18 protein-coding genes and 1 pseudogene are annotated in these 24222 nt (G+C 39.4%); 9 read left to right on the plus strand and 10 right to left on the minus strand.

What is annotated here, in order from left to right; all coding sequences use genetic code 11:
- Positions 1–716 precede the first annotated feature (716 nt).
- From VB740_RS06515 to VB740_RS06535, 5 genes are all read left to right on the plus strand, one after another.
- On the plus strand, positions 717–2225 hold the full coding sequence (locus VB740_RS06515; protein ID WP_323199233.1) for a calcium-binding protein: 1509 nt from the start codon (positions 717–719) through the stop codon (positions 2223–2225).
- A gap of 318 nt (positions 2226–2543) precedes the next feature.
- On the plus strand, positions 2544–3353 hold the full coding sequence (locus VB740_RS06520; protein ID WP_323199234.1) for a hypothetical protein: 810 nt from the start codon (positions 2544–2546) through the stop codon (positions 3351–3353).
- Positions 3354–3792: 439 nt separating this feature from the next.
- Positions 3793–4899: an MFS transporter gene (locus VB740_RS06525; RefSeq protein ID WP_323199235.1), complete on the plus strand. Its 1107-nt coding sequence runs from the start codon at positions 3793–3795 to the stop codon at positions 4897–4899.
- Between the two features lie 282 nt (positions 4900–5181).
- Positions 5182–6180: a hypothetical protein gene (locus VB740_RS06530; RefSeq protein ID WP_323199236.1), complete on the plus strand. Its 999-nt coding sequence runs from the start codon at positions 5182–5184 to the stop codon at positions 6178–6180.
- 250 nt (positions 6181–6430) lie between these two features.
- Positions 6431–7198, plus strand: coding sequence for a hypothetical protein (locus VB740_RS06535; RefSeq protein WP_323199237.1), 768 nt, complete (start codon positions 6431–6433; stop codon positions 7196–7198).
- A 352-nt stretch (positions 7199–7550) separates the two neighbouring features.
- Here the strand turns inward: VB740_RS06535 and VB740_RS06540 are convergent, their stop codons facing one another.
- A complete protein-coding gene (locus VB740_RS06540; RefSeq protein WP_323199238.1) occupies positions 7551–8996 on the minus strand; it encodes a deoxyribodipyrimidine photo-lyase, 8-HDF type in 1446 nt (481 codons plus the stop codon).
- A gap of 260 nt (positions 8997–9256) precedes the next feature.
- Between VB740_RS06540 and VB740_RS06545 the strand changes: the two genes are divergently transcribed.
- The 4 genes and pseudogenes from VB740_RS06545 to VB740_RS36755 form a co-directional block, all read left to right on the plus strand.
- The gene (locus VB740_RS06545) at positions 9257–9832 is read left to right on the plus strand and encodes an acireductone dioxygenase (RefSeq protein ID WP_323199239.1); all 576 of its coding nucleotides are present in this window, start codon (positions 9257–9259) and stop codon (positions 9830–9832) included.
- Positions 9833–10039: 207 nt separating this feature from the next.
- Positions 10040–10174: a hypothetical protein gene (locus tag VB740_RS06550; protein WP_323199240.1), complete on the plus strand. Its 135-nt coding sequence runs from the start codon at positions 10040–10042 to the stop codon at positions 10172–10174.
- A gap of 492 nt (positions 10175–10666) precedes the next feature.
- Positions 10667–11446: a hypothetical protein gene (locus tag VB740_RS06555; protein WP_323199241.1), complete on the plus strand. Its 780-nt coding sequence runs from the start codon at positions 10667–10669 to the stop codon at positions 11444–11446.
- A 217-nt stretch (positions 11447–11663) separates the two neighbouring features.
- A pseudogene (locus VB740_RS36755) lies at positions 11664–12245 on the plus strand (transposase); the annotation flags it as partial.
- A 4-nt stretch (positions 12246–12249) separates the two neighbouring features.
- Here VB740_RS36755 and VB740_RS06570 read toward each other — a convergent pair.
- From VB740_RS06570 to VB740_RS06610, 9 genes are all read right to left on the minus strand, one after another.
- On the minus strand, positions 12250–12903 hold the full coding sequence (locus VB740_RS06570; RefSeq protein ID WP_323199243.1) for a hypothetical protein: 654 nt from the start codon (positions 12901–12903) through the stop codon (positions 12250–12252).
- A 361-nt stretch (positions 12904–13264) separates the two neighbouring features.
- Positions 13265–13921, minus strand: coding sequence for a hypothetical protein (locus tag VB740_RS06575; RefSeq protein WP_323199244.1), 657 nt, complete (start codon positions 13919–13921; stop codon positions 13265–13267).
- A 724-nt stretch (positions 13922–14645) separates the two neighbouring features.
- Positions 14646–15923: a lipopolysaccharide biosynthesis protein gene (locus VB740_RS06580; RefSeq protein ID WP_323199245.1), complete on the minus strand. Its 1278-nt coding sequence runs from the start codon at positions 15921–15923 to the stop codon at positions 14646–14648.
- 114 nt (positions 15924–16037) lie between these two features.
- Positions 16038–17006 carry a glycosyltransferase family 2 protein gene (locus tag VB740_RS06585; protein ID WP_323199246.1) on the minus strand — a complete coding sequence of 323 codons (969 nt, stop codon included), beginning with the start codon at positions 17004–17006 and terminating at the stop codon, positions 16038–16040.
- 39 nt (positions 17007–17045) lie between these two features.
- Positions 17046–18020 carry a glycosyltransferase family A protein gene (locus VB740_RS06590; protein WP_323199247.1) on the minus strand — a complete coding sequence of 325 codons (975 nt, stop codon included), beginning with the start codon at positions 18018–18020 and terminating at the stop codon, positions 17046–17048.
- Positions 18021–18115: 95 nt separating this feature from the next.
- Positions 18116–19081 (minus strand): glycosyltransferase family A protein, encoded by a 966-nt coding sequence (locus VB740_RS06595; protein ID WP_323199248.1) that lies wholly within the window; start codon positions 19079–19081, stop codon positions 18116–18118.
- A gap of 48 nt (positions 19082–19129) precedes the next feature.
- Positions 19130–20599, minus strand: coding sequence for an O-antigen ligase family protein (locus VB740_RS06600; RefSeq protein ID WP_323199249.1), 1470 nt, complete (start codon positions 20597–20599; stop codon positions 19130–19132).
- On the minus strand, positions 20589–22787 hold the full coding sequence (locus VB740_RS06605; RefSeq protein WP_323199250.1) for a polysaccharide biosynthesis tyrosine autokinase: 2199 nt from the start codon (positions 22785–22787) through the stop codon (positions 20589–20591). Before VB740_RS06605 ends, VB740_RS06600 begins: the two co-directional genes overlap by 11 nt.
- Before the next feature lie 178 nt (positions 22788–22965).
- Positions 22966–24156, minus strand: a complete 1191-nt coding sequence (locus VB740_RS06610) for a glycosyltransferase family 4 protein (protein WP_323199251.1) — start codon at positions 24154–24156, stop codon at positions 22966–22968.
- Positions 24157–24222 lie beyond the last annotated feature (66 nt).

Raw genomic sequence — 24222 nt, forward strand, 5'->3', positions numbered from 1 at the left:
GGCTTTGGTGCGTTAGACTAAAGTCATAACGCACCCTACAAATACTTAATTTTTTTCAGAAATCAAACCGGATTCCTATATGTAGCAATTATCTGGGCAAGTTTTTGGTGCCAAAACTCATTGTTATCAATAGTTAAGATAATCCGCTTGTAGGATTCATCTCATAATTAATTAAATAGTTAAATTATTTGTCTCTCCATTCATATAATTAATCACAATATATACAGCAGATTGCAACTTCTTTACGTCCATACGGGATGCTACACAAACGCGCAGCGTGTCCTAGACAAGGAAATTCTGGCTCCTGCCCACAGAGAGTGACAATCATGGAACTTGGGTTTAAGACCTTCAAAATCAGTATATATGCTTAAACATTCAATTCGATTGTTACTTCATTATTTAAAGTATAGAGAAATATCTGTATTCAGCTAATTCATCCCGCATTTATGCAATTCCCGACTTATTTACCTAGTTCATAAGATGATTATTTTGTAAAGTGTGTATGTCCTAATATTATTAATTCTCAATATTTTCGATAAAATAACACATTTTTGAGAAATCTAAATCCTTATGCATCTTTTGTCGACGAGATACATAAAACAACATTAATTAAGTTTAAAGTGATTTCATCATAAATTTATAATTCAATGGTTTGTAATATGCAAGTATTACAACGATCAAATACATCTGATTTGTAAAACTAAAAGGTATATATTATGCCCACTGTTGGAATTTCTAACGATGCTGTTTTGTCCATCTTTGATAGTGAAAATGATATTTTTGGTGGGGGCAATGCCAATATCTCCATTGGCCTGGAAAATGATGAAGAGGTAGATATTACCTCTACGATTGTTGGAACTTCTAACAATAATTTTTTGTCGGGCACTGATGGTGACGATCAGATTTTTGGTCGTGGACGCAATGACAATATCTCCGGTGGTCTGGGAAATGATGTAATCAATGGTAGAGGTGGCAACGATCTAATTGACGGTGGTGCAGGCAATGACACATTGCTAGGTGGTAGAGGCAATGATACATTGCTAGGTGGTGCAGGCGATGACACTTTCAAAGGCAGTCGGGGTAACGACAGCATAAATGGTGGAGATGGCATTGATACCGCAGACTACAGCCAATTAAATAAAAGTATTATCCTATCAGGTGTAGGGACAGTTGAAAAAGCTGGCGAATTCGGAAAAGACCAACTCTTAAAAGTAGAAACAGTTATTGCTGATGCTAGTGTTGCTAACAACACCATAGACGCATCTCAATCTTTGTCTGGGGTATCTGCCACCGCTGATCTACAAGCCCAAACTATCACTGCCAATAACGTTCCTGGTTTGGGGACATTGAAATTTAATGTAGTCAATTTTGACAATGTTATCGGGACAAATGAGGGTGACAGCATTAAGGGCGACGGTCAAAATAACCAACTATCTGGTCTAGCTGGGGATGACCTAATTGATGGTAGAGATGGTAATGACCTGATTGACGGTGGGCTGGGCAATGACACGTTGATAGGTGGTGCAGGCGATGATACATTCAAAGGCAGTCGGGGTAACGACAGCATCAATGGCGGAGATGGCATTGATACCGCAGACTACAGCAATTTAGGTATAGCTATCACCCTCTCAGGCGTAGGGACAATTACCAAAGCTGGTGGATTTGGAACAGATCAGGTCTTTAAAGTAGAAACAGTTGTTGCTGATGCTGATGTTGCTAACAACACCATAGACGCGTCCCAATCTTTGTCTGGGGTATCTGCCACCGCTGACCTACAAGCCCAAACTATCACTGCCAATAACGTTCCTGTTTTGGGGACATTGAAATTTAATGTAGTCAATTTTGACAATGTTATTGGTACAAATGAGGGCGATAGCATTAAGGGCGATAGGCAAAATAACCGATTAGTCGGTAATGCTGGCAATGACACTATCTCTGGTGGCTTCGGTAATGACACAATCATCGGTGGAGAAGGTAACGATGTTCTTAGAGGTGGCTTTGGTGCAGATAAGTTTATCTTCAACAGCCTCAAGGACGGTATTGACACCATTAAAGATTACAGGTTTGGTCAGGGTGACGTAATCGAAGTTTCAAAAGTAGGGTTTGGTACTACTAAGAGTAGCGACTTTTTCTACAATACCTCTAGCGGTAACTTGTCTTTTCAAGGAACTCAATTTGCCTTCGTTGAAAATCTCCCATCCAATTTGAGTATTCAGTTGGTCTAAAATTCCTATGAGTCACAAACAACTCCATGACCAGTTAAAGGTTTTTGAAGTTTGTTTGTTGTGGAAGCACTACCTAGTACTTTACTAATAACAGATTTAGAGTGGTACAGACATGAGCAATTGTGTTTGTAACCAAAGCTAAAGTTGTGTTGCAAAAATAAGGTCGAGCTGGTAAAAGTATGAATTGGGTCAATTTTTACCAGCTAACCATCAAAAAGTTTTTCCAACACAACCATTTAACACGCTAGTTGCTTCATCATTGGTGTTGAATTCTTCCATTTTGATGCTATTTTTCTATAAAATTAAGGAGCAAGCCTTGTGGCATTTACGATAACTCAATTATTCAAATTATCTGTTAAATACTTACCAGCGATTACAGCAATAATAACTGTTATTCCTTTACCAGTTAAAGCAGCTACATTTTTTATAAATGAACGTGATGCTTTAGGAGGCAATGATGAAGTTGATTGGGGAAGTTTAGGGAAAGTATTCAATCCTTCCGCGCCTGACTTTTCTGTTTTTTTACCTAACTCTTTTTCAGTAACATCGCAAGGTGGCTTAGGGTTGGATGTAAATATAGCTCCAACGAACAATCCTCAGATTACCCCACCGTTTATTTTTAAAACTTTACCTCCACCTGGCATTCGGACTAATTTCGCCCAAGGAGATTTTATTCTCTTCGGAGGTATCAACCCAACAGGTTTTCAACCTCTTCCTCCTGGTGCTCCTGATCCTCGTACTCAGGGTAACGGAGGGCCTTTTAGCATTAGTTTTGCCCAGCCTGTTTTTGGCGCTGGTACTCAGATAGCTGTGGATATTAGTAGTTTAGAAGTTGAAACTTTTATCAACGCTTTTGATAGCAGCAATAACTTGTTGGGTAGTTTCTCAGTTCTCAGTACTTCGTCGCTAGCATTAGATAACTCAGCAGTATTCTTGGGGGTTCGTAGTGACACTCCTAACATCTCACGACTCGTTTTTAGCAGTTCTAATCCAGAATACGGCTTGGCTATTAATAAGGTAAGTATTATTGCAACTCCCGAACCAAATTTCACCTTAGCGATATTAGCTTTTGCTGTTTCAGGCACTGTTTTAAAACTACGTAAACGCACTTGGGCAAATAATTACTAATTCGTCGTAATACTCGCCGATGGTGAGTATTATCAATGACGAACTATTTTGACATTACTACAGCGTCTAAATAATTCATCATTGAATAAGCTAGACTTTTTGAACATACTCAAACTTCTCTCAGGCATAGGTTCAATATAATTTTATCTTTAGTAAAATTAAATCAATGTCATACAAAGAATTAGAACACATCATAGACGCTAAAATCCAAAAAGCTATACGGAAGCACGAGGTCATAGTTGCTTTTATTAGTAGTATTATTGGCTTGATTTTTATAGCGGGTTTGTTCCATGCTATTTTGCTCAACCACATTCAAATTCAATCATTTTGCTTGAACTGATTACTAGTTACATTCAATAGGCTTTTATTATCAAGTGTTCTCTAATATCTATAAAAATAATCCAAGTTACACATATTGTTTATAAAAGTGAATTACATTATGAAAAGTAAAAATAATAACAGGGCTATATTTGTCTTATTTTTGACTGTATTTATAGACTTGCTCGGTTTCGGAATTATCTTGCCGATACTGCCTTTGTATGCTGAACAATTCGGCGCAAAACCTAATGAAGCGACACTACTTGTAGCTATTTATTCTTTAATGCAGTTCTTATTTGCACCATTATGGGGCAAGTTTAGCGATGCCTGCGGCGGGCTACGCCAACGCTACGGTCGTCGTCCGATTTTATTACTGACTTTATTAGGTTCTGTAATTGCATACGCAGGCTTAGGCTTTGCCAACTCATTATGGATTTTGTTTATTGCTCGTAGTCTTGCCGGGATTATGGCAGGGAATATTGCTACTGCTCAAGCATACATAGCAGATATTACCACACCAGCTAATCGAGCTCGTGGCATGGGCATAATCGGAGCAGCTTTTGGTCTTGGCTTCATTCTCGGCCCAGCAATTGGAGGTCTTCTGGTCGGGTCAGATCCGAACAACGCTAACTTTTATCTACCGTCGTTGTTCGCAGCCGGATTATCCTTATTGGCATTGCTTTGTGCTTTGATGTTACTTCCAGAATCCCTAAATTCTGAGACTAGAGCCAAAATCCAAGCTGATCGCTACCGTCAGCGACGGGTGAACTTGTTACAACTATTACAGCGTCCACAGTTTTGTGTACTTGTTGGCATTTACTTTTTTGTTACTTTTGCTGTTGCAGCTATGGACTCTACATTAGCTTTATGGTCTAAGCAGCAATTAAACTGGGGCCCTCAACAAGCTAGTTATCTTTTTGCCTTCATGGGGATTGTAAGTACAATCATTCAAGGAGGACTCATCGGATTCCTCAAGAAACAATTGGGTGAAATAAAGTTACTTACTTTGGGGATAATAGGATTAGGTTTAGGATTACTACTAATTGGATTCTCACAAAGCTTAGTTTTATTGTTGGCCGCTACCACATTTGTGGCATGGGGAATTAGTGTCAGCCAGCCAATATTAAACAGTCTGATTTCCCAGATGTCAGGCCCAGAAGAGCAAGGACAAATATTAGGAATTGCTAGTTCTTGCTCTGCTTTGGCACGCATCATTGGGCCAACATGAGCAGGGGTTAGTTTTATGAAGTTTGGAATTTATGCTCCTTTTGTGAGTGGATTTTTAGTAATGGTAGTAGCTTTGACTCTTAGTTTACGAGTGACTAAAAGTGCATCTGAACAAAAAACAGAACGTGTCGCCTGATAATCTAGGTCTTAGAGAATCTTTTAAAAGTAATGGCTGATGTATTCAAAACTTTAGATACTCTTAAATCCTCCAATAAATGGGAGGACTTTGAGAAGGTTATTCCCCTTTTTATTACGAATTAAAAATTACGCATTACAAATTAATATGACAGGTCGCCGAGTATTGTTTTTAGGCATCTTTGTAAGCATCCTCCTCACCTACACAATTTGGATCGGTGGGAGTATTCCTGCAAGCATCACCAAACTTCCTGACCAAGGATTAAACTGGTACTACTGGAAGCTTCCCAACCCGACCTTTTGGAGCCGAGCGACGGCTTGGGGTATGTACCTTGGGCATCAGTTTAGCATCTGGGCATGTATCTGGTGGGCGCAGCGATGGCTACGCCCGCCGCAGGCATCGCAGTTGCAATACAAATCAGCGTTGCATCCAATTAATTACCTTATGCTTGCCATTAATGGCGCATTCATAGCTTTACACTTCCTCCAGACCTATATTTGGTACGATGCTCTAGCTCAAGATACTTCAATTTGGGCTTCTCAAGGTGCGGTTGTACTGTTACTGGTGTTCGTACTGATTTTAGAAACGCCTCGACGCGGTTTGTTTTTTGGCAATTCTGTTCCATTTCATCAACAGTTTTTGCAAATTATCAAGCTGTACCACGGCTATTTTTTCTCCTTCGCCGCTATCTATACTTTCTGGTATCATCCAATGGAAGCGACTTTAGGGCATTTAATTGGTTTTCTTTATATGTTCTTGCTTCTGCTCCAATCCTCGTTGATCTTCAACCGCACCCATGTAAACCGTTGGTGGACATTCACTTTGGAAATTACGGTGGTTTTACATAGTGTCGTTGTGTCGTTCATGTTAGGACAAAGCAAGTGGCCAACATTCCTCTTTGGTTTTCTTGGTATTTTAGTACTTACCCAACTCCACGGTCTACCTGTTGGTATCTTAACTAAACGAAGTATCTACGGAGCCTTTTTAGTGAGTGTAATCGCCGTTTATGGACTGACTGAACGCGGCTTGGGCAGAATTTACGAAGTAACCTATATTCCTCTGATTGAGTTTGGGCTGGTTGGCGCAATTTACTTAATCTTCCTGCTCATCTTATGGACAATTTCCCGTTTACCTGTGAAGACGTAATATCATGTTAATATTAAAATTTCATTTAGCAATTTTACGGACTGGGAACTGGAGATTAGAAATTTACATTGAGGACATGAGGCAAACAGAGAGCTTCATGGCAGCTAACTCACTTCCCTTAAGCTGCCTCAACAGTAGAAGATCATCGTCCTTACTTTCAATTAAATAAGCTTTTTAAGTAATATGTATATTCACGCTAATGCGTTAAGAGATTATCTGTAATACACTGGACTTTTTATTTCTAAAAAAAATGCTCAGTCAAAATTTAATTCAAAACCTACCTGCAATTTTAGGTTTCTTGCTTCCATTTAGCTGGCTTCTCTATACGAGTTTATTAGTTGCATATGAATTAGATTTAATTGAGAAAGTAACTATTTTTTTGTCTACTAAGAAAGTTATTTTACCATCTTTAGCTACTTTAACTTTACCCTTTTTATTTACGTACTTTTATCAAGAAATACCGATAGTAATAGATAAATGGAGGCTACGTGATTTTGTTGGAATTTTTGGTGCTGTTATTGGTGCTATTCTTGGATTTTTTATAAGTGAATTTCGTCAATGGAAAACGCAAGGGGAACAAATTAGTACAGTTCGTACTATGCTTAAATTTGAAATAAATCAAGACTTAATGTTGCTTGCTGAATTTAAGGATAAGGCTAACACAAGTATTACAAACAAATCTCAATTTATTAGAGAAACGCCTTTACCTCAATGGAATCGTACAGTATGGAAGAGCCAAGTTTTATTCTTACCGTTAGCATTGACTGAAAAAGAAATTAATAAAATTTATGAATTGTATACTGAACTTGACAAAATAACACAAATCTATTCTTTACTCATTGAGCAAGTATCTGAATTATCAGGAATTGGAATTATAAATTATTCAGATGGTCTTAATGATGCATATAAATCAACAGAAGCAAAAAGTTTACGAAATAAAATATTACAAGGGTGGGAAAATTTAAATAGCAGAATAAGTGAAATAATTAAAAATGATAGTTTTAAAAAAATATTATAAATTTAACTATTTAATGATTATTAAAGTATGTCAGGATAAGCAAGCCCTACTTAGTACAAATGTCAACATTATAATAGACGTGCCCAAAATATAATTCGCGCACAAAAAAATGGTAGAACGGAGATTTGAACAACTATCATTGGTCTACCATAATGAAAAATCTACTTCTCGTTATATTTGCAAATATCCACAGCATATTAAGCAAATATTAGGAATTAGCTATGATCATTTTGTTTTGTTAGTGAAACAAGCTTAATTAAAACATAAAGAGCAACAAGCTAAGATAGAACGTAGTAAGATTCGTATTATGTTAATATGTCAGCCTTAACTAAACATTAAAAAACTCACAATTTTACTCACCACTACTAACGGTTTTTTGTTGTTGATAACGCAGTTTAAACTGTTGTTGCTGTATTCTATGATCCACAATAGGTTCAGGGTAGCCAACAGCATGACGTTCTAAAGATGGAATTTTCCCAGTAACTAAATATTCTGTATCTACAGACCGCAATTCTGACACCCATTGCCGAATATATTCCCCCTCTGGATCGAATTTTTGTGTTTGACTGGCTGGGTTGAAAATTCGCACAGGTTTAGGGTCCATGCCACTAGAAGCACTCCATTGCCAACCGCCATTATTAGCAGATAAATCACCGTCAATTAGGTGCTGCATAAAGTATTTTTCTCCCAATTGGGGATTAATTAGCAAGTCTTTAGTGAGGAAACTGGCGACAATCATTCGACAACGGTTATGCATCCAGCCACTTTCATTCATCTGACGCATTGCTGCATCCACAATAGGATAGCCAGTTTTCCCCTCACACCAAGCTTGGAAATGTTCTTCGTTAGTTTCCCAAGGAAAGTTCTTAAAGGTGTCGCGGAAAGCACCATCAGCTAATTCGGGGAAGTTATACATTGCGTGTTGATAAAACTCCCGCCAAGCTAATTCTTGTTGCCATGTGCGAATATTAACTGCTGTTTCTTCACTACGGCTGTTTTCTAGTGCTTCTATAGTGGCTTGCCAAACGGTGCGAATGCCAATTACCCCAAATTTCAGAGCTGCACTCAGTTGCGATGTTCCGCCTACTGCGGGGAAATTCCGCTGTTCTTGGTATTCAGTAATAGCTTTAGCAGTAAATTCCTCTAGCCGTTCTTGCGCCGCCATCTCTCCCGGTGAAAGAATCAATTCTCCATCCCAAATAAATCCTAAATCTTTGACTGAAGGTAATGCAATCACTCCTGCAAGTTTAGCAATTTCTTGTTCAGCTTCCGTTAAACCCTCAGTATTTTGCAGTGTTTCTACTGGGTTCGCTTTCGGTTTGATAATCCAATTTTTCCAGAAGGGGGTATAAACCGTATAAGGTTGATTACTCCCGGTGCGGATCTCATCTGGGGAGTTGAGGATTTGATCCCAGTTTTGGTTAAGAAACTGAATCCCTTTTTCTTTGAGGGCATTTATAACGGTGCGATCGCGTTCTTGCGAATAAGGTTCTACATCCCAATTCCAAAAAACAGCTTTGGCATTTATTGCCTCGGCTAAGGCTGGTATCGCTTGTACAGGATTGGCGTGGAGTATTAACAACTGGCTACCAACTTGAGCATATCGCTCTTGGAGTTTCTGCAAGCAGCCAATCATATAAGTTACTCTCACAGGAGCAACATCATCCCGTTCCAGAATATTCGGATCAAGGCAAAACACGCCCACCACTTTTGGACTCTGCTGTTTTGCCGCAGCCAGTCCCGTATTGTCAGAAATGCGTAAATCGCGCCGATGCCAAAACAGAATTAAGTCAGACATTCCATGCTGCATATAGTTCGCCTGTACTAGCTTAAATGCTAGTGGTACCAATGATCATCATTCTGGCGATAAATTTATTTCTGTTAATGGGCATTGGGCATTGATTATTCCGAAGCTCCATTTCCTTCATCGCCTTCATCTCACCATGCCCAATGCCCTATGACCCATTCCCAAAAACTCCGGTTTGTCAGTCGGAAATAGTGGCTTATTAGCTCAAAGAATAGTATACTCTTCTTAACAGTTAATCAGTCTTTTTGGTCATGGCTAACCTACTACTTGATGATGGTACGATTGAGAGCGATTTAAGTGAAATAGCTCGTGAGCTTGCACCTCTTGGCATTCAACTCAGACACTACGACCCAGGAACATCGCTTCTCTTCCCCAACCTGCTAGACCAAGACGTTTTAACTGAGTCAGAGAAACGTTATTGTGTAGAATTGCATAACAGCGTTTTTGAATTTATTCAGCAAGAAAATGGCGCTCTGTGGTGTGATTTGCTAAATGTGCATCCAGGTTCCTTCAATCTTCACCAGCTGATAGCAACCTATGGCCGTTACCATACTCATCCTGCGGCTGAACCCCTCTATGTGTTGGCAGGAGAAATGATCTATGGCTTCGTGCGAACTGATGGCAGCCAGGTACAGCTTTTAGTTCAGGCACAAGACTATCTTTACATCCCCGCCAACGTTGAGCATTGGTGCAGTCCTACTGCATCGTTGAAATTCAAAGGGATACGCTATTTTGCGATGCCTGCGGCGGGCTGTGCCAACGCAGAAGGTTGGATTCCAAATTATACAGGTACTCAAGTGAGTGATTCGATTCAAAAGCCGCGTTAAAGATCATTGAGCTTGTAGTCATCTGTGATGCTCATTTGAAATATCGTCAGGGCAGAGTGTAGGGGGTAGGGTGTTGGTTCAGAAATTTCGTGCGTTCGCCCTGCTACCGTGTGAATGTTTACTCTCAACACTAACGTCTACTAATTTTCTCTCGTTCAGATTTAACAGACAGGTATCGTTCTAGAAGTTAAAAGTGAGTATGCACAGATGCTTACTACCTTGACCCAGATGAGTAAGGCTGGCATTCCATTAAAAGTGAGTCAGGAACTTTCAGGGCTTAGGAATTTAGGTGAATTGCAGACATATTTAGAAGTGAGTGATAAACCAATGCGGTTCAGTTAAGGCTCAAATAGTTGTAAATGGGCTATTGTTTCCTTTCATGATAGAAAATGCTACCCCGAATTATTGAGCTGATACAAGGAATCCTTCTGTGTTTATTATTTTAAGTACTAGACATCTGGTGAAAATGAATGTAGAGATGTTGCAATGCAAGGTCTCTACAAGGGTTTCAGGTAACGCATAATTAATTTCTGGATATGTCTACTGCATAGGTTAACTGAACCGTATGAGTGATAAGTAGGTGTTAGGGACGGCGACGGCTTTGTCAATGCTGTTACTTGCTGTTTATGTCGGTAAATCGATTTTTAGAGCTTCAAGTAAACTTTATGAAATTTGAGTTAAATAAAAAATAGTTTTACGTTAAATATAGTTTATGATATTTTTAAGCTTGAGTTAAATAATGATTTGAAAATACTGCATAAGCTTAAATCAGTCTTAAGTACTTTGCCCTAGCAATACTGATTTAGGCTAAAGCTTATTAAGGATTGCACTTCGATGCTAAATAAAAAATTAAACCATTTGAAGTTTATTAAGGATTCTACTTCGGTGATAAATAGAAAATTAAAGCATTTGAAGCTTCAAATGGATTTCACTTCGAGAATAAATAAAAAATTAAAATATTTAGTAAAACTATCTAAAACTAATTTGATCGTTAAATTATGTTGCTTATTTTTAGCAACAGATATTACTTTTATTCTTCTTGATTTGTTTTATACGTATAGTGGATTAACTTCCAATAGCAATTTTTCACTAGGACAAGACAGAGGATATTCGGAGATTTTTCAATATCTAAAAGAGTATTGGTCGGCACTTTTATTAGGCTTTTTAGCATTAAAAAATAGGTCTTTTTTATACTTAACTTGGTCTGTAATGTTCTTTTATTTATTACTTGATGATGCCATGCAGATTCATGAACGCTTGGGGAATTTAATCAGCAATGAATTTTCATTTGTTCCCATGTTTTACTTAAGAGCAATTGACTTCGGAGAACTTGCTGTATCTGCTATAGTTGGTTTGTTATTTTTGATTGCTATTACTATTACTTATGGCTTGGGCGATCGCTTTGCTAGAGAGGTATCGAGATATTTAACTATATTGCTATTTGCTCTTGCTTTTTTTGGAATTATAGTAGACATGATTCATCTAGTGTTCAGTACTTCTTTGTTAGAGCCTTTACTGAACATTGTGGAAGATGGCGGCGAACTTATGGTAATGAGCTTAATTATCTGTTTCGTGTTTTCATTGTCTTTACAGTCAAAGAAATTAATTGAATGACAAATTACGGTTAAATTTTTCTGAGTACAAGAGCAAATTACGATTAAGACAAATACTTTTTTACTAAACTCCATCTGTTGGTGACGATTTAAACCTGTAAGCCTTTGTCAACAGGATTTTAGTAAGAATTTTGAATAAGGCAGGAGGCAGTGTTTCGACTACGCTCAACAACCGGGCAGGAGGAACAATTAGAGGGGGATTCAGACCGCGCCCAATTGTAAGCGCCGTCTTTCGCAATTGGCGTATCGGCGGAACATTGATGAGCATCCATGACCGACTCAAAGGTTGCTTCAGAGTAGAAAATGAGCGATCTGTTAGCCCATCAGGAGCAATAATCGATAGTCAAAGTGTGAAAAGTGCGGCAATAGTCAGCCAAGATGTTGGGTACGACGGGGGAAAAAGGTCAAAGGACGCAAGCGGTTTTTGACCGTGGATACATTAGGGTTAGTACTGCGAGTACTGGTACAGCCAGTGTAGACGAACGCAATGGCGGTAAACAAGTACTCAACAAGGTCAGGCAGATGGGAGATACGGTTTCACGTCTAAATTACTATCTGGCAACCCATTTATGCCCTGGGTGATGGATTTGTACCAATGGATTGTACAAGTTGTACTGCGACCCTATGAACGCAAGGGTTTTGTTTTGTTACCTAAACGTTGGGTAGTAGAAAGAACCTTGGGCTGGCTAACTGGGTGTCGGCGTTTGAACAAAGATTATGAACTATTACCACAAACTTCTGAGACTTTTATCTATCTTGCTATGATTCGCAAACCACTCCCCTTTTTTCACATACTGTGAAAAGTCAGATTGGCGGTGGGTTGCGACGAATTTGGTCTTCTGGCAGAGTAATCACATTGAAAGCCTGCCAGTTGTTTTTAACGTACTTAAATTTCCCTATACCAAAGTCTTTATTAGTAGCCAAGTTATTCCAATGTGCAGTTAAATTTAACCAGTAATCGCCCCCCTCGCTAAGAATGTAGCGAGCTTTAGAGCGATCGTCAGGCTTGTTAAAATTATCTACTACAAGTCGAGCTTGAACTGTGGTAAACATCCCCATCACATCAATGGGATTAATAGATGCACGACTAGGTGCCCAAAAGTGAAAGTTGTAACCATTACCTGCTTTGACAGAGATACTTCCGTCAGATTCATAACGAATATCTGCTGCTGTATTAACATTACCGGAAAAATCTTCTCTATAGGCAGCCCCTTCCAACATCACAGAACTTTGCAGAATATGCCACTTTTTATCTGTTTTACTCAGATAGTAAGCCTTAATATTTTTTATCTGCACACGGGTGTTAGTTGCAGGGTTACCTTCGGCTGCTTCATATAATTGTCCCCATGCTGTCATTGCTGTAAAAGTACCTGGATCAGTACTACCTAAACGCGGCCCGGTAGCCCAACTCCTGTGCAAAGGAATCCCATGTGGTATGCCCTCGTGAGGTGGTTGCATATCGTAAATGATAGTTTCAATAGAATTAATTGGTTTAAATACCCGTGAATCTACTTGGTAAGGAAAACTACAAAAGATTATTAAAGCAATAATACTTAGAACTAAAAGTAAAGTATTATTTTTTTCTAGACTTAATTTACGTATAATTGTGTAGTTACTCAAGTTTTTATGCCTAAATGCCATATTAAGGTAGTAGTTTTCATAACACACTAATTTTTGAATGACAATTTATATTATAATTATAATAGTGATTACGCAAATAGTGTATGTGATAACATATACAAAATTTTTATACTACAGGACTTATGCAACAATTAAGTTTCTTACTCATTAACGAACAATTTGGCTTCTAAACTTGCTTTTACTCAATTGGCGGTTGGTTACGACGAATTTGGACTGGTGGCAGAGTAATCATATTAAAAGCCTGCCACTCAGTTGTAACGTACTTAAATTTACCGATACCGAAATCTTCGTTTGTACTCCAGTTGTTCCACTTTGCAGTTAAGTTTAACCAGTAATCGCCACCCACACTAAGCAAATAGCGACCCTGAGAACGATCATCACGTTTTATAGGATTATCAATTACAAGCCGTGCTTGCACTGTGGTAAACATGCCACGCACATCATTGGGATTAATTGCGGCTCTGCCAGAAGGCCAAAAGTGAAAGTTGTAACCATTACCGACTTTGACCGAGACACTACCATCAGATTCATAACGAATATCTGCTGCTGTACTAGCATTACCGGAAAAATCTTCTTTATAGGCAGCCCCTTCAACTTTTGTCGAACTTTGAAGAAGGTGCCATTTATTATCTAATTTACTGAGGTAGTAAGCTTTAATATTTTTTATCTGAACGCGGGTATTAGTTGCTAGATTACCTTGGTCTGCTTCATATAGTTGCCCCCAAGCAGTCATTGCTTTGAATTGTTTCGGGTTATTGCTACCTACACGAGGTTTAGTTGCCCAACTGTAATGTTGAGAAACGCCGTGTGGACTTCCCTCATGAGGTGATTGCATATCATAAATGATGGTTGCAATTGAATTAATTATCCTTGGAGAATTTGCATCTATTCTATGAGTAAACCAGCACAGTATTACAGCCAGAATTAAGAGAAGTATAGGCAACTTTTTTATTCGCATAGGTCTTATAATTTCTTTACAGCCAAGATTCAGACGGTTACAGGGTTAAGAAGTAGAGTTGAAAGAATACTTTAAGTACGAATGTGCAAATAAACACAAGTATGTAATAAAAAGTAAATTTAACTCAACGTTCTTGCTTTTGAGCTTCTACCTTGTCTCAACGATAAATATTTATGCCGACCTATAGCGGTTCCCATGCTGGTGAGGTACGTTTTCAAAGCTACTAATAAACAAAATTTGTGTGTACGCCAGTTGCTTAGAGACCATTTATAGAACCCATTTGACATAGAGGCAATTGCTTAGAACGTGTCCAACCTAAAAATAGCCCATAGCCAGACAAGAATAAGAACATAGAAACACAGATGCTTCCCACCCTCCCTATGTAAAGCTCTGCATTAAAAAAAAAGAATTAATGGAATATAACTATTGCCATTTACAAGGCGATCGCTGAAAGAATATAAATGGTGTGCAAACATTAAAAAAATTGCCACACCTTTAGCAATATTTGTTTTTTCTCTTGTGAATTCCATAAAATTTTACTAATAAACTAATATTAGAAATGGGATCAAGTTGGATCAACTTGTATACATTGCTTATGAATTCATAAGTTCATATTAGATAAATTCAAAAAATGTTTCTTACTTAGTGCATAGCGATTTGTCCAAATAGTGAATATAGACAACACTATTAGATGACTAAAAAATACAGCGCAAGCAACCCATAAAATACCATTTTTAACAACAGCTAGTAAGGAGATAACAAAAATAACTGTGAATGTAACACTGAGAAACAATGAAATTATTGTTTTGTCGATTGCATTCAATAATAAAGAAGATGCCCTAGCATATATCCTTGGAATAACTGAAAGGCAAATCAAAATCAGAACTGGAATAGCTGGAATCCATTTCTTGCCGAAAACAATTGGTACGTAAATCGGTGCTAAAGCAGCCTGTAATAAAATAAGTGGAACCAGGATTGCAGTAGCTTTTTTAAGACTGTTAAAATACCTATGTTTAAATTGCCAATAGTCATTTCTCGCCCCACATATATGTGGATAGAGAGGAACCATAAAGGTGTTCATAAGATTTAGCGTGATGCCCGAACCTGCATTAAAGGCAAAGTAATACATTCCCAGTGCCTGAACTCCAAGATATTTACCAACTAGTAGATAATCTACATTTGCTTGGAATTTACTTAAAAGGTCGGCAATTAATAGATTGCTACCAAAGCCGATAACCTCCCGCCATCGTTCTAAGCTAAAACGAAGTGGAGGTCTCCATGGATGAAATTTCCAAGTGATGACAATCCAAAATAAACATGCAATAAGCAGTGGCCAAGTAATTGCTCCAATGCCCATGCCTAATAAAGCAAATGTTGCAGTGAGGATATTTGAAATTAAGGAGTTAAGGACGTTGCATATTGCCGCAGACTTGAATCGATTTTCTCGTTCGATTAAGGTGAGATGGATAACCCAAAGGGGATACGTCAAGTAGGTAAGGGCAACGATACAAAGTGGTATAGTAAGCTCGCGATCGTGAGAAAAGTAGGGAATCAAGAATGCGACAAAACATTGGATGATAAAGAGCGAGCCGCAAGTGATCCAATTGAGCCAATAAGCTGTATTGCAAATCGCTTTTACGTCCCGTTCATCTGCTTGAATAATCTTGGAACCAACACCACCTCTAAGGGTAAATGCACTAGAAAAGTCACAGATGGTAAAAATGATTGCCATTAGCCCATAGTCATGAGGGCTAAACATCCGCGCCAGTACGACTGTAGTTGACAGTCTAATAATACGATTGGCTAGCTCCGCACCAGCCATCCAGCCAACGTTGCGAAGATATTCACCTGATAAGACTTGTTTTAATCTGGTAATCACTATTAGCTATTTCCTGAATATTGGCTACCTGCAACAGACATTTGAGTTAGGCGAATCAAGCGAAAAAGAAAATTATTAGATCAACGCAGAGTTGTTTAATCGTTACTCAAATTGTCATATTGCTTGGTTTAATATCATTCGATACATCGCACGAGTCCATTTTCTGAAGCCTTCATAGCCCTTGGGGCCAAATAATTGAATCAGAATAATTGCAATACTCAAACGAATATATCTATCAGAATATTGAATTTTTGAATAATGCAAATATGCTTGCTGCTGCCAAAATTTTGCTGTCTTAGAATCCCCTTCATCAACAGACCACCACGCTTGACTCATCATGATGAGACTGGCATATGCCTGATTTCTGAGATATAACATTTCCAAGGAAGCTGATTGAAATGCCTTCTCAATCACTTTTTGCAGATCTTGAAACATTCGCTGACGGTTCTTCGACATGCTGCTGGAGTGTTGTCGATAAAGCGTCAGAGGTTCTTTGACGACTGCAAACGGGTACTTAGCAGCAATACGCAACCACATATCCAAATCTGCGGCGGCGGCGAGGTTGCGATCAAACACACCAACAGCTTCAAAACAATCTCGACGAACCACGGCAGAACTGCCATTAGAAATAACGTCCATTTCCACCAAAAGCTGTCCCCAGACTTGACCTTCTAACTGAGAGGCAAAGATTCTACCTGTCGGTTTGCCATGTTCATCGACTAAGAGCGACCAGGTGTAAACCACTCCAGCATCTGGATTTTCCTGAAAGCAGCAAACTTGTTTTTCTAGTTTGGTAGGTTCCCACACATCGTCTGCATCCAGAAAAGCAATGTACTTCCCTTGCGCATGGTCAATCCCTGTATTTCTTGCTCCGGATAAACCTTGATTTTCCTGAGAAATCAGCTTGACGCGGGAATCGATAATTTCTGATGCCCATGAAACGATGCGATCGGTGCTCCCATCATTAATGATCAGGACTTCAAAATCAGCGAACGTTTGCTTCAACACACTGTCCAGGGTTTCTGGCAAGTATGCCATAGCATTGTAAGCGGGAATAACAACAGAAACCTTAGGCTTAGGCATATGGAATTAAGAAAAATACTACTCAAAAGACAGATATTGTTAGGAAGATAAGGAGAATGGTCGAACTGTTTTAAGTATGTGATGACGCAAAGCACGGCTGAAATTTTTGAACTTTATGTAACCATCTGAACCAAACAGTTGTACTAATAAAATTCCTAAATTCAAATTTAGAAAGCTTTTGGTGTACCGTATGTGAGGATCGTATAGTAAAGCTTGCTGGCGAAAGTGGATAGCTTGCTTATGGTCTCCTGCATACATAGCAACCCATGCCTGGCAATAATTCATATGCCCATAAGTACGCTTCTTTAGATAAAGCAAATGGGCAGGAACTGCCGCAAATGCCTTCTCAATAACAGTGTGCAAATTATGCAAGATTTTTTGGCGATTTTTAGACATACTATTGGGATGTTGGCGATAAAGAGTAAGGTATTCTTTCACAACTGCAAATGGATAGTGTTTTGCGATCCGAATCCACATATCCCAGTCTTCAACAGAAGTTAAGCTAGTATCAAAATTTCCCACTGTATTGAAACAAGCACGACGAACCATAGCTGAACTACCATTCCCCACTACATCTGTTACCAACATCTGTTCCCAAATTCTTCCTTCTAAATCCCAGTTGAACTCAATTCCTAAAGTTCTTTTTGAAGAATCAATCAGAGTTGTCCAGGTATACACCAGCCCAACTTCCGGATTTTTTTCAAAACAATCTACTTGTTTTTTTAATTTGCTTGGGTCCCACAGATCATCAGCATCTAGAAAAGCAATGTATTCTCCTTGGGCATAGGTAATACCTGTATTTCGTGCTCCTGGTAGCCCTTTGTTTTCTTGAGAAATCAGCCTGACTCGTGGATCGGTAATTTCTGATGCCCAAGAAACGATGTGATCAGTACTGCCATCATTAATAATCAGAACTTCAAAATCGATGAAAGCTTGGCTCAATACGCTGTCTAGAGTTTCTGATAAATAGGTCATTGCATTGTAGGCCGGAATGACAACAGAGATCTTTGGCATATTGGAATTCCTTAAAAGTTGACAATTTGTGACACTTACAATCCACTATCAAAAGTCGTGTTTTCTAGAGTCTGGAAATAGAGTACTACAGAACCTCAGTTTGTAATACTTTGTATACGTCGCCGTAGAGCGTAGAGTAACCTTAATACTCGGTTGTAACCATCAGATCCAAACCCTTGAAATGCGGCGATCGCCAAGCTCAAACGTATATTCTCTTTTGAGAAGCGTAATTGAGGACAGTGCGCTAGAGCTTGCCTTTGAAAATCTATTGCTTTTTTATAATCTTTATTGCGACTTTGCAGAGGTTTCCAAGCTAAACAGAGATGAGCACAACCATAGCTCCGTCCTTTTAGGTAATGCAACTTGGGTGGAGCAGAAGCAAAGGCTTTTTCGATAACTATACGAAAACTTTGTTCCATAGCCTCCCAATTTCTAGAGGCGCTAGTTGAGTGTTGTCGATAGTAAACTAGAGGTTCTTTTAGGACTTTAAAAGGATAACGAGATGCTATCCTCAGCCACATATCCCAATCTTCAACAAATGAGCGTAAATTTCGATCAAATACGCCACAAGTTTCAAAGCATTGGCGACGAACAATCGCTACACTTCCACTCTCAACTATATTGTGTTCAATGAGCTGATGCCAAACATCATTTTCGGCATAGTTTTTGAACACTCTTCCTGTAGAATTACTGTTCTCATCGATTAACGCCACCCATGTGTATACCAAACCAATTTCAGAATTTTCTTCTAGACAAAACACTTGTTTTTCTAGCTTTGTTGGTTCCCAAAGGTCATCAGCATCTAAGAAGGCAATATACTCTCCGCTCGCATGAGCAATACCTGTATTTCTGGCTCCAGATAATCCTTGATTTTCTTGAGTTATCAGTTTAACTCGCGGATCTGCTATTTGAGAAACCCAATTCTCAGTATCATCGGAGCTACCATCGTTGACAAGTATAACTTCAAAATCATGAAAGGTTTGCCTAAGCACACTTTCCATCGTTGCAGGAAGATATTTCAGGGAATTATAGGCAGGAATAACAACAGAAACTTTTGGCATAGTTAAAATTTTTAAATTTGAGCGTTTTATTTTAAAAGATCATGAACATTAGGAAATATAGGCAGAAGAGTTACTGACAAAGGTAGAATTTTTAGCATGTTTTTCCTCAGACCAGTTCCAACCTGCGATCGCAAATAAAGTCCACCAATAGAAAAACAGAGTTGTGTGACTCCAAATATTCTCAGTAATCATTCCTACAGAAACGGCTAGCAAAATGGCAAGCATAACCAATATCAGCTCGTTTTGAGCGCTTCCACGGCGGGTACTTCGGAGTAATTGGACAAGACATATAACCTGAGTGCCTAGAAAGATGAGGAACAGGCAAAGACCTACAACCCCTTGTTCTGTTAAAGCTCGTACATAATCGTTATGAGCCATGTTATGCAAGACAGTTAAGAAGGGACATGTCGCTATACCCGTACCAAAGATGGGATAATTCTCCCAAGCCTGTAGTAGAAAAGTCCACTGAGCAATTCGCCAGTTAAAACTATTGTTGTCTCCTTGTGATAAGAGAATTGCTCGCCATCTGTCTATGTTTGGATTCAGTAGCGGTGTTTGAGAGATTGAGCCAAGGCGCTCTTGTCCAAAATCTGAACTGGTGAACAGCCCAATGACTATCGCAAACAACAGCAATCCACCTAACAGGTTAATAATGTTTAATTTAGGTGCAATCAAAACCACAATAAAGACGGCAAGCATCACCAACGTAAACAGGGATTTGGTTCCCACGAGCAGGAATGCAAGTAACCCTAGTAAAAGCAGCCAAGGCCAACGTTGCTGTGACTGGTTTAGCTTCCACCAAGTCAGACCGATAAACAGCAATAGAAAGCTTCCGAAGGTATTGGCAAGACCGAGAGTTCCCCTGATGCGAGATTCTCCTTCTGATGGCAGTGATCCCATCTCCTCGCCACCACCCGACAGGAAAGAAGGGATGAGTGAAGGCACAAACATCTGCATCAACGCTACCGTAATGGGCAAGACCAGAGCAAGGAACAGCATGGAAATAATGGTTTTGGGAGGAAGCTTGTCCTTGAGCTGCATCACCAGCAAATAAACCATTACCCATGAAAATAGTCGCACCCACTCACGAATGCCGTATGGCAAATATGACCCATCGAAAGCCAGCGCTCCCAGTGGCATCAGTATTATCCACAAGCTTTGTAGCGTTACCCAACCTGCAAAGAACCACCAAAACTTGTCAGTCTGTACAGTCCGTCCCGTCAATAACAGCACAACTACATATAGTATAGTCAGAGCGTCTAGCCCGAGGGCAAACGCAGCTGGTATTTGCTGAACCGAGAAGGGATCGAGAGAACTACGCAAGATCAACAAACCCAATACAGTTTGCTCAAAGCTGGTAAAGAAGGAAATAACCATCGCTACTGCAACCAAAGCGACAGCTAGTAAAAGGGGCTGAATGCCTGCGAGTAACCCTACAATAATACCAATTCCAACACCTAACACTCCTACCGAAAGTGCTAGATAAGAGAAGCGGTTTTTGTGGTGATTACTGACCATTTTTTAACCCCTTTGATGACATAGATATCTGATTTTTTGCAGAATGATTCAGAGGATTTTCCAGATAAGTAAGATGCTTTTTGGGTCTAAACTGATCTTGGTAATCTTGTTGGGGATAGTGGTAAGACTTTCTAGTCTGATTTTTTATGCCATTAACAACTACTCCTAGAATAGATATATGATTTTCTGTTAATTCTGAGACAGACTTTTGTAATACTCCCTTCTGAGTAAAACTTGGGCGTGTAACTATTATGACTCCATCACTTTGCTGGGTTAATGTAGCTGCATCAGCAAAATCATTTATTGCGGCAGTATCAATAATAACTAAATCATATTTTGTTGTGGCTTCTGCTATGAGAGACTCGATAGCAGCTGACTCTAACAATTGTGATGGACGCGTATGCAGTTCCCCACAAGTCAATATCGACAGGTTTTTAATATCTGTTCGCTGTACGGCTTCTAATAAAGTTTTATTGCCGCTAATTACCTCAGTAATCCCAGGATTGGCAGCTACATCAAACAGCGTGTGCTGCACAGGTTTATGCAAATCTGCATCAATGATTAATGTCCGCCGAGATAACATGGCTGAGACGGCAGCTAAGTGTGAAACTACAACTGATTTCCCCTCTCCGGAGATGCTGCTGCTAACAACAATGACCCTTGGTTTATGAGTACTACGAAACTCTAACGTTTTCAAAAGCATACGGTAAGGCTCAACCAAAGCAACATCATCCAAGAATTGTTCAGATGGTTCAAGATTAAGCATCGTCACAGGCAAACGCGGCAAGACTCCAAGCACTGGTAGCTTGAGCAATTCTTCTACTTCTGAGCCATCATGTAGGCTGTTATCCATAAGTTCCAGCAGCAGCACAACCCCAACGGCTAAAATAGCGCCAAAAAAAGTTGCAATCACCAGCACAGCTGCTTTTTTAGGTGAAGTGGGCAATGTTGGCGCTTGGGCTTCCTCTATAATTCGGATATTGCTAACCTTCTGAGCTTCAGCAATACGTGCTTCTTCTAGTTTGCTTTGTAGTATATTTAGGGAGGTCGCAGCCTGTTGGCGTTGACGCGTAAGTGCGCTCAGTGGTAGCTCTTTAATTGGTAGTTGTGCAAGGCGAGTCTGGAGACTAGCTTGGAGAGATTGGACAGATTTGAGCTTATTTTCAATTGCCAAGCGCTCAATCTCATTAACTATCAGCTTGGATCTGAGTTCTTGACTAAGTGAATCGGATGCGACCTTGCTAGGGGGGATAGTTTCATTCCCAGGTGACACACGAGCCAATTCTTGAGTGTACAAAGTGCGAATAGAATCTCGTTGCTCAATCAGCTTGATGACAGTAGGATGCTTTTCTGTGAAGCGCAAACGAGTTTGGATGATTTGTGTCTCTAAATCTGCTAACTTAGTGCGTAAATTTTTGACCTGTTCATCTTGACCACTGCGTACAGATGCATAAGCATTGTTTATGGTTTTAGCATCAGTAATTTGCCGCAGGGATATGTCACGAGACTTTGCCTCTTGCAGTTGGGAAACTAGAGTGCGTTCCTGGTCTTCTAGATTGGCTAAACTGAGTACCAAACTTTTCGTTTGGTCATCAATAGAAATAATGCCACTTTTTTGCCTATATCTGTTTTCAGCAACTTCTGCTCTTTGTAGTATTTGGCGAGCTAATGGTACTTCTTTTTGTAAAAATTCACGTACTTTGGTAGCCTCTGAACTAATGGCTTTAGCATTTTCCTCAACCATCGTCTGGGAGATAGCATTCAGTAGTTCGGCTGCGAAATTTGGGTCTCTACCTTGATAGGTTAGTTCTAGAATATTAGTAGCAGGAATAATTTTCACCTTTAACCCTCTCCTGATTTCTGAAACAGTGAGTTGATTTTGAGGTAAATCATTTTTGACTTGTACTATTGCTTTTTCTAAAACAGGTTGTGACTTAACAAACTCTGCTTGGTCAGCAAGTGGGCTAGGACCACCAGCTGTACCTGAAGGTACTTGTGTCAGGTCGCGACCTAATTCGGAAATGCTCACCCGTTTCTCATCAAGCATCAGTCGTGCTGAAGTTTCATACGAATGTGGGGTAACCGCAAGGTAGGCAACTGAAGTGCCGATCGCGGCAATAAAAGTAGCCAAGGCAGGTAAACTTCGCCGCTTTGAGATTGCTAGTAAGGATGAGATGCCTTTTTCCATCACAAATGCCTTTGTCGACTTCCTATATACATAACTAAAGCATACTTAGAGAAAGGAAAGATTTACACTCCGCCATAATAACTGATATGTATGACGTTTTATATAAATATATTAACCGTAGTTTTAATTATTGATGAACTAGTTGCTCCTTTCTTTTCTGGAATTAGACAAACAGTGCCTATTTTTGGCTGGTAGACTCAATAACTCTACTTTTGCTCAAGCCCATAATTCTTGATGGCTCCGGTAATTTCAAAAGTGTAGAATACAGCTTTAGATGTTCCGTAGTAATACATCCCCAGTTATAATTCATTTGTAAATACTTTTGTGAATTTCGAGCCATTGCTGCTAATTGTTGAGGGTGATGAATTGCCCAGTCTAAAGAATTAATGCAAGATGCTAAATTTCCTGCTTCAAAAAGAACTCCCCGTTCCCGATTAATCAATTGCTGGTGAGGTGGAATGTCGCTCGCTAGTATTGGTATACCTTCTTGCATAGCTTCTAACATGGACAGAGGTAGTCCTTCCAAATCTGAAGGCAAAACAAATAACCCTGCGCCTCGGACAATCTCCCAAAGGCGAGATCCTCGGAGTTCATCGGCAAAGATAATATCTCGATTATTAGCAACTTTTTCTAATAGGTTTGAGGCAAAAGATTTAGTATCACTAACGCCTCCAACTAAAACAAGTTTCCATCCAGATGATTTGAGAGATGAGAAGGCATCAACGAGCAAATCAGGACGCTTCTCTGGTACTAGTCTGCCCAAAAACAAAATATAGCGTCCCTGCTGTAAACCTAATTGCTTGCCGTAGGAAAAATGGGGGTCTGATTCACCGTAGCTGGCAGGAGCATTGGGAATATAGACTGTTTCTCTACCGTATGTTTTCCAAAAGTAAGTTTGCAATGCTTCTGATACAGCAATTATTCTATCGGCGTCACGAACTGCGCTCTTTTCTCCCATTTGAATTAAACGGGTAGAAAAATTGCCCCACTTTGCACGTTGCCAGTCTAACCCATGACAGGTAACGACAATCTTTGCAGAGTTAACAATTTTAGGTAAAAAAGTAAACAAAGATGGGCCTAAAGCATGGAAGTGAATAATATCGTAGTCTTTTGCAATAGACGCGATCGCTCCTAGTGCTGAAGTGGCAAAAGCATCTACCCCTCTAAAATCCACACTGGGTAGAGATATAACTCGAACGCCCTCATAGTTATAATTTTCAAGCCAAGAACCTTGAGTGTAGGAGGAACGGGCGAATAAATCTACAGAGTGGCCTTGTGCAACTATCCTGGGATAAAGTTCCGCACAATAATGCTCAATTCCACCCTGCTTTGGAGGTAGACCTTTTGCACCGATTACAGCAATTTTCATAGTCAAAATTTATGCTCAAAAAAGGTGTACAACCTGATACTGAATACATCTTTAATGTTGTTTTAT

This window comes from Nostoc sp. UHCC 0251, from assembly GCF_034932245.1.
Taxonomy (GTDB): domain Bacteria; phylum Cyanobacteriota; class Cyanobacteriia; order Cyanobacteriales; family Nostocaceae; genus Nostoc.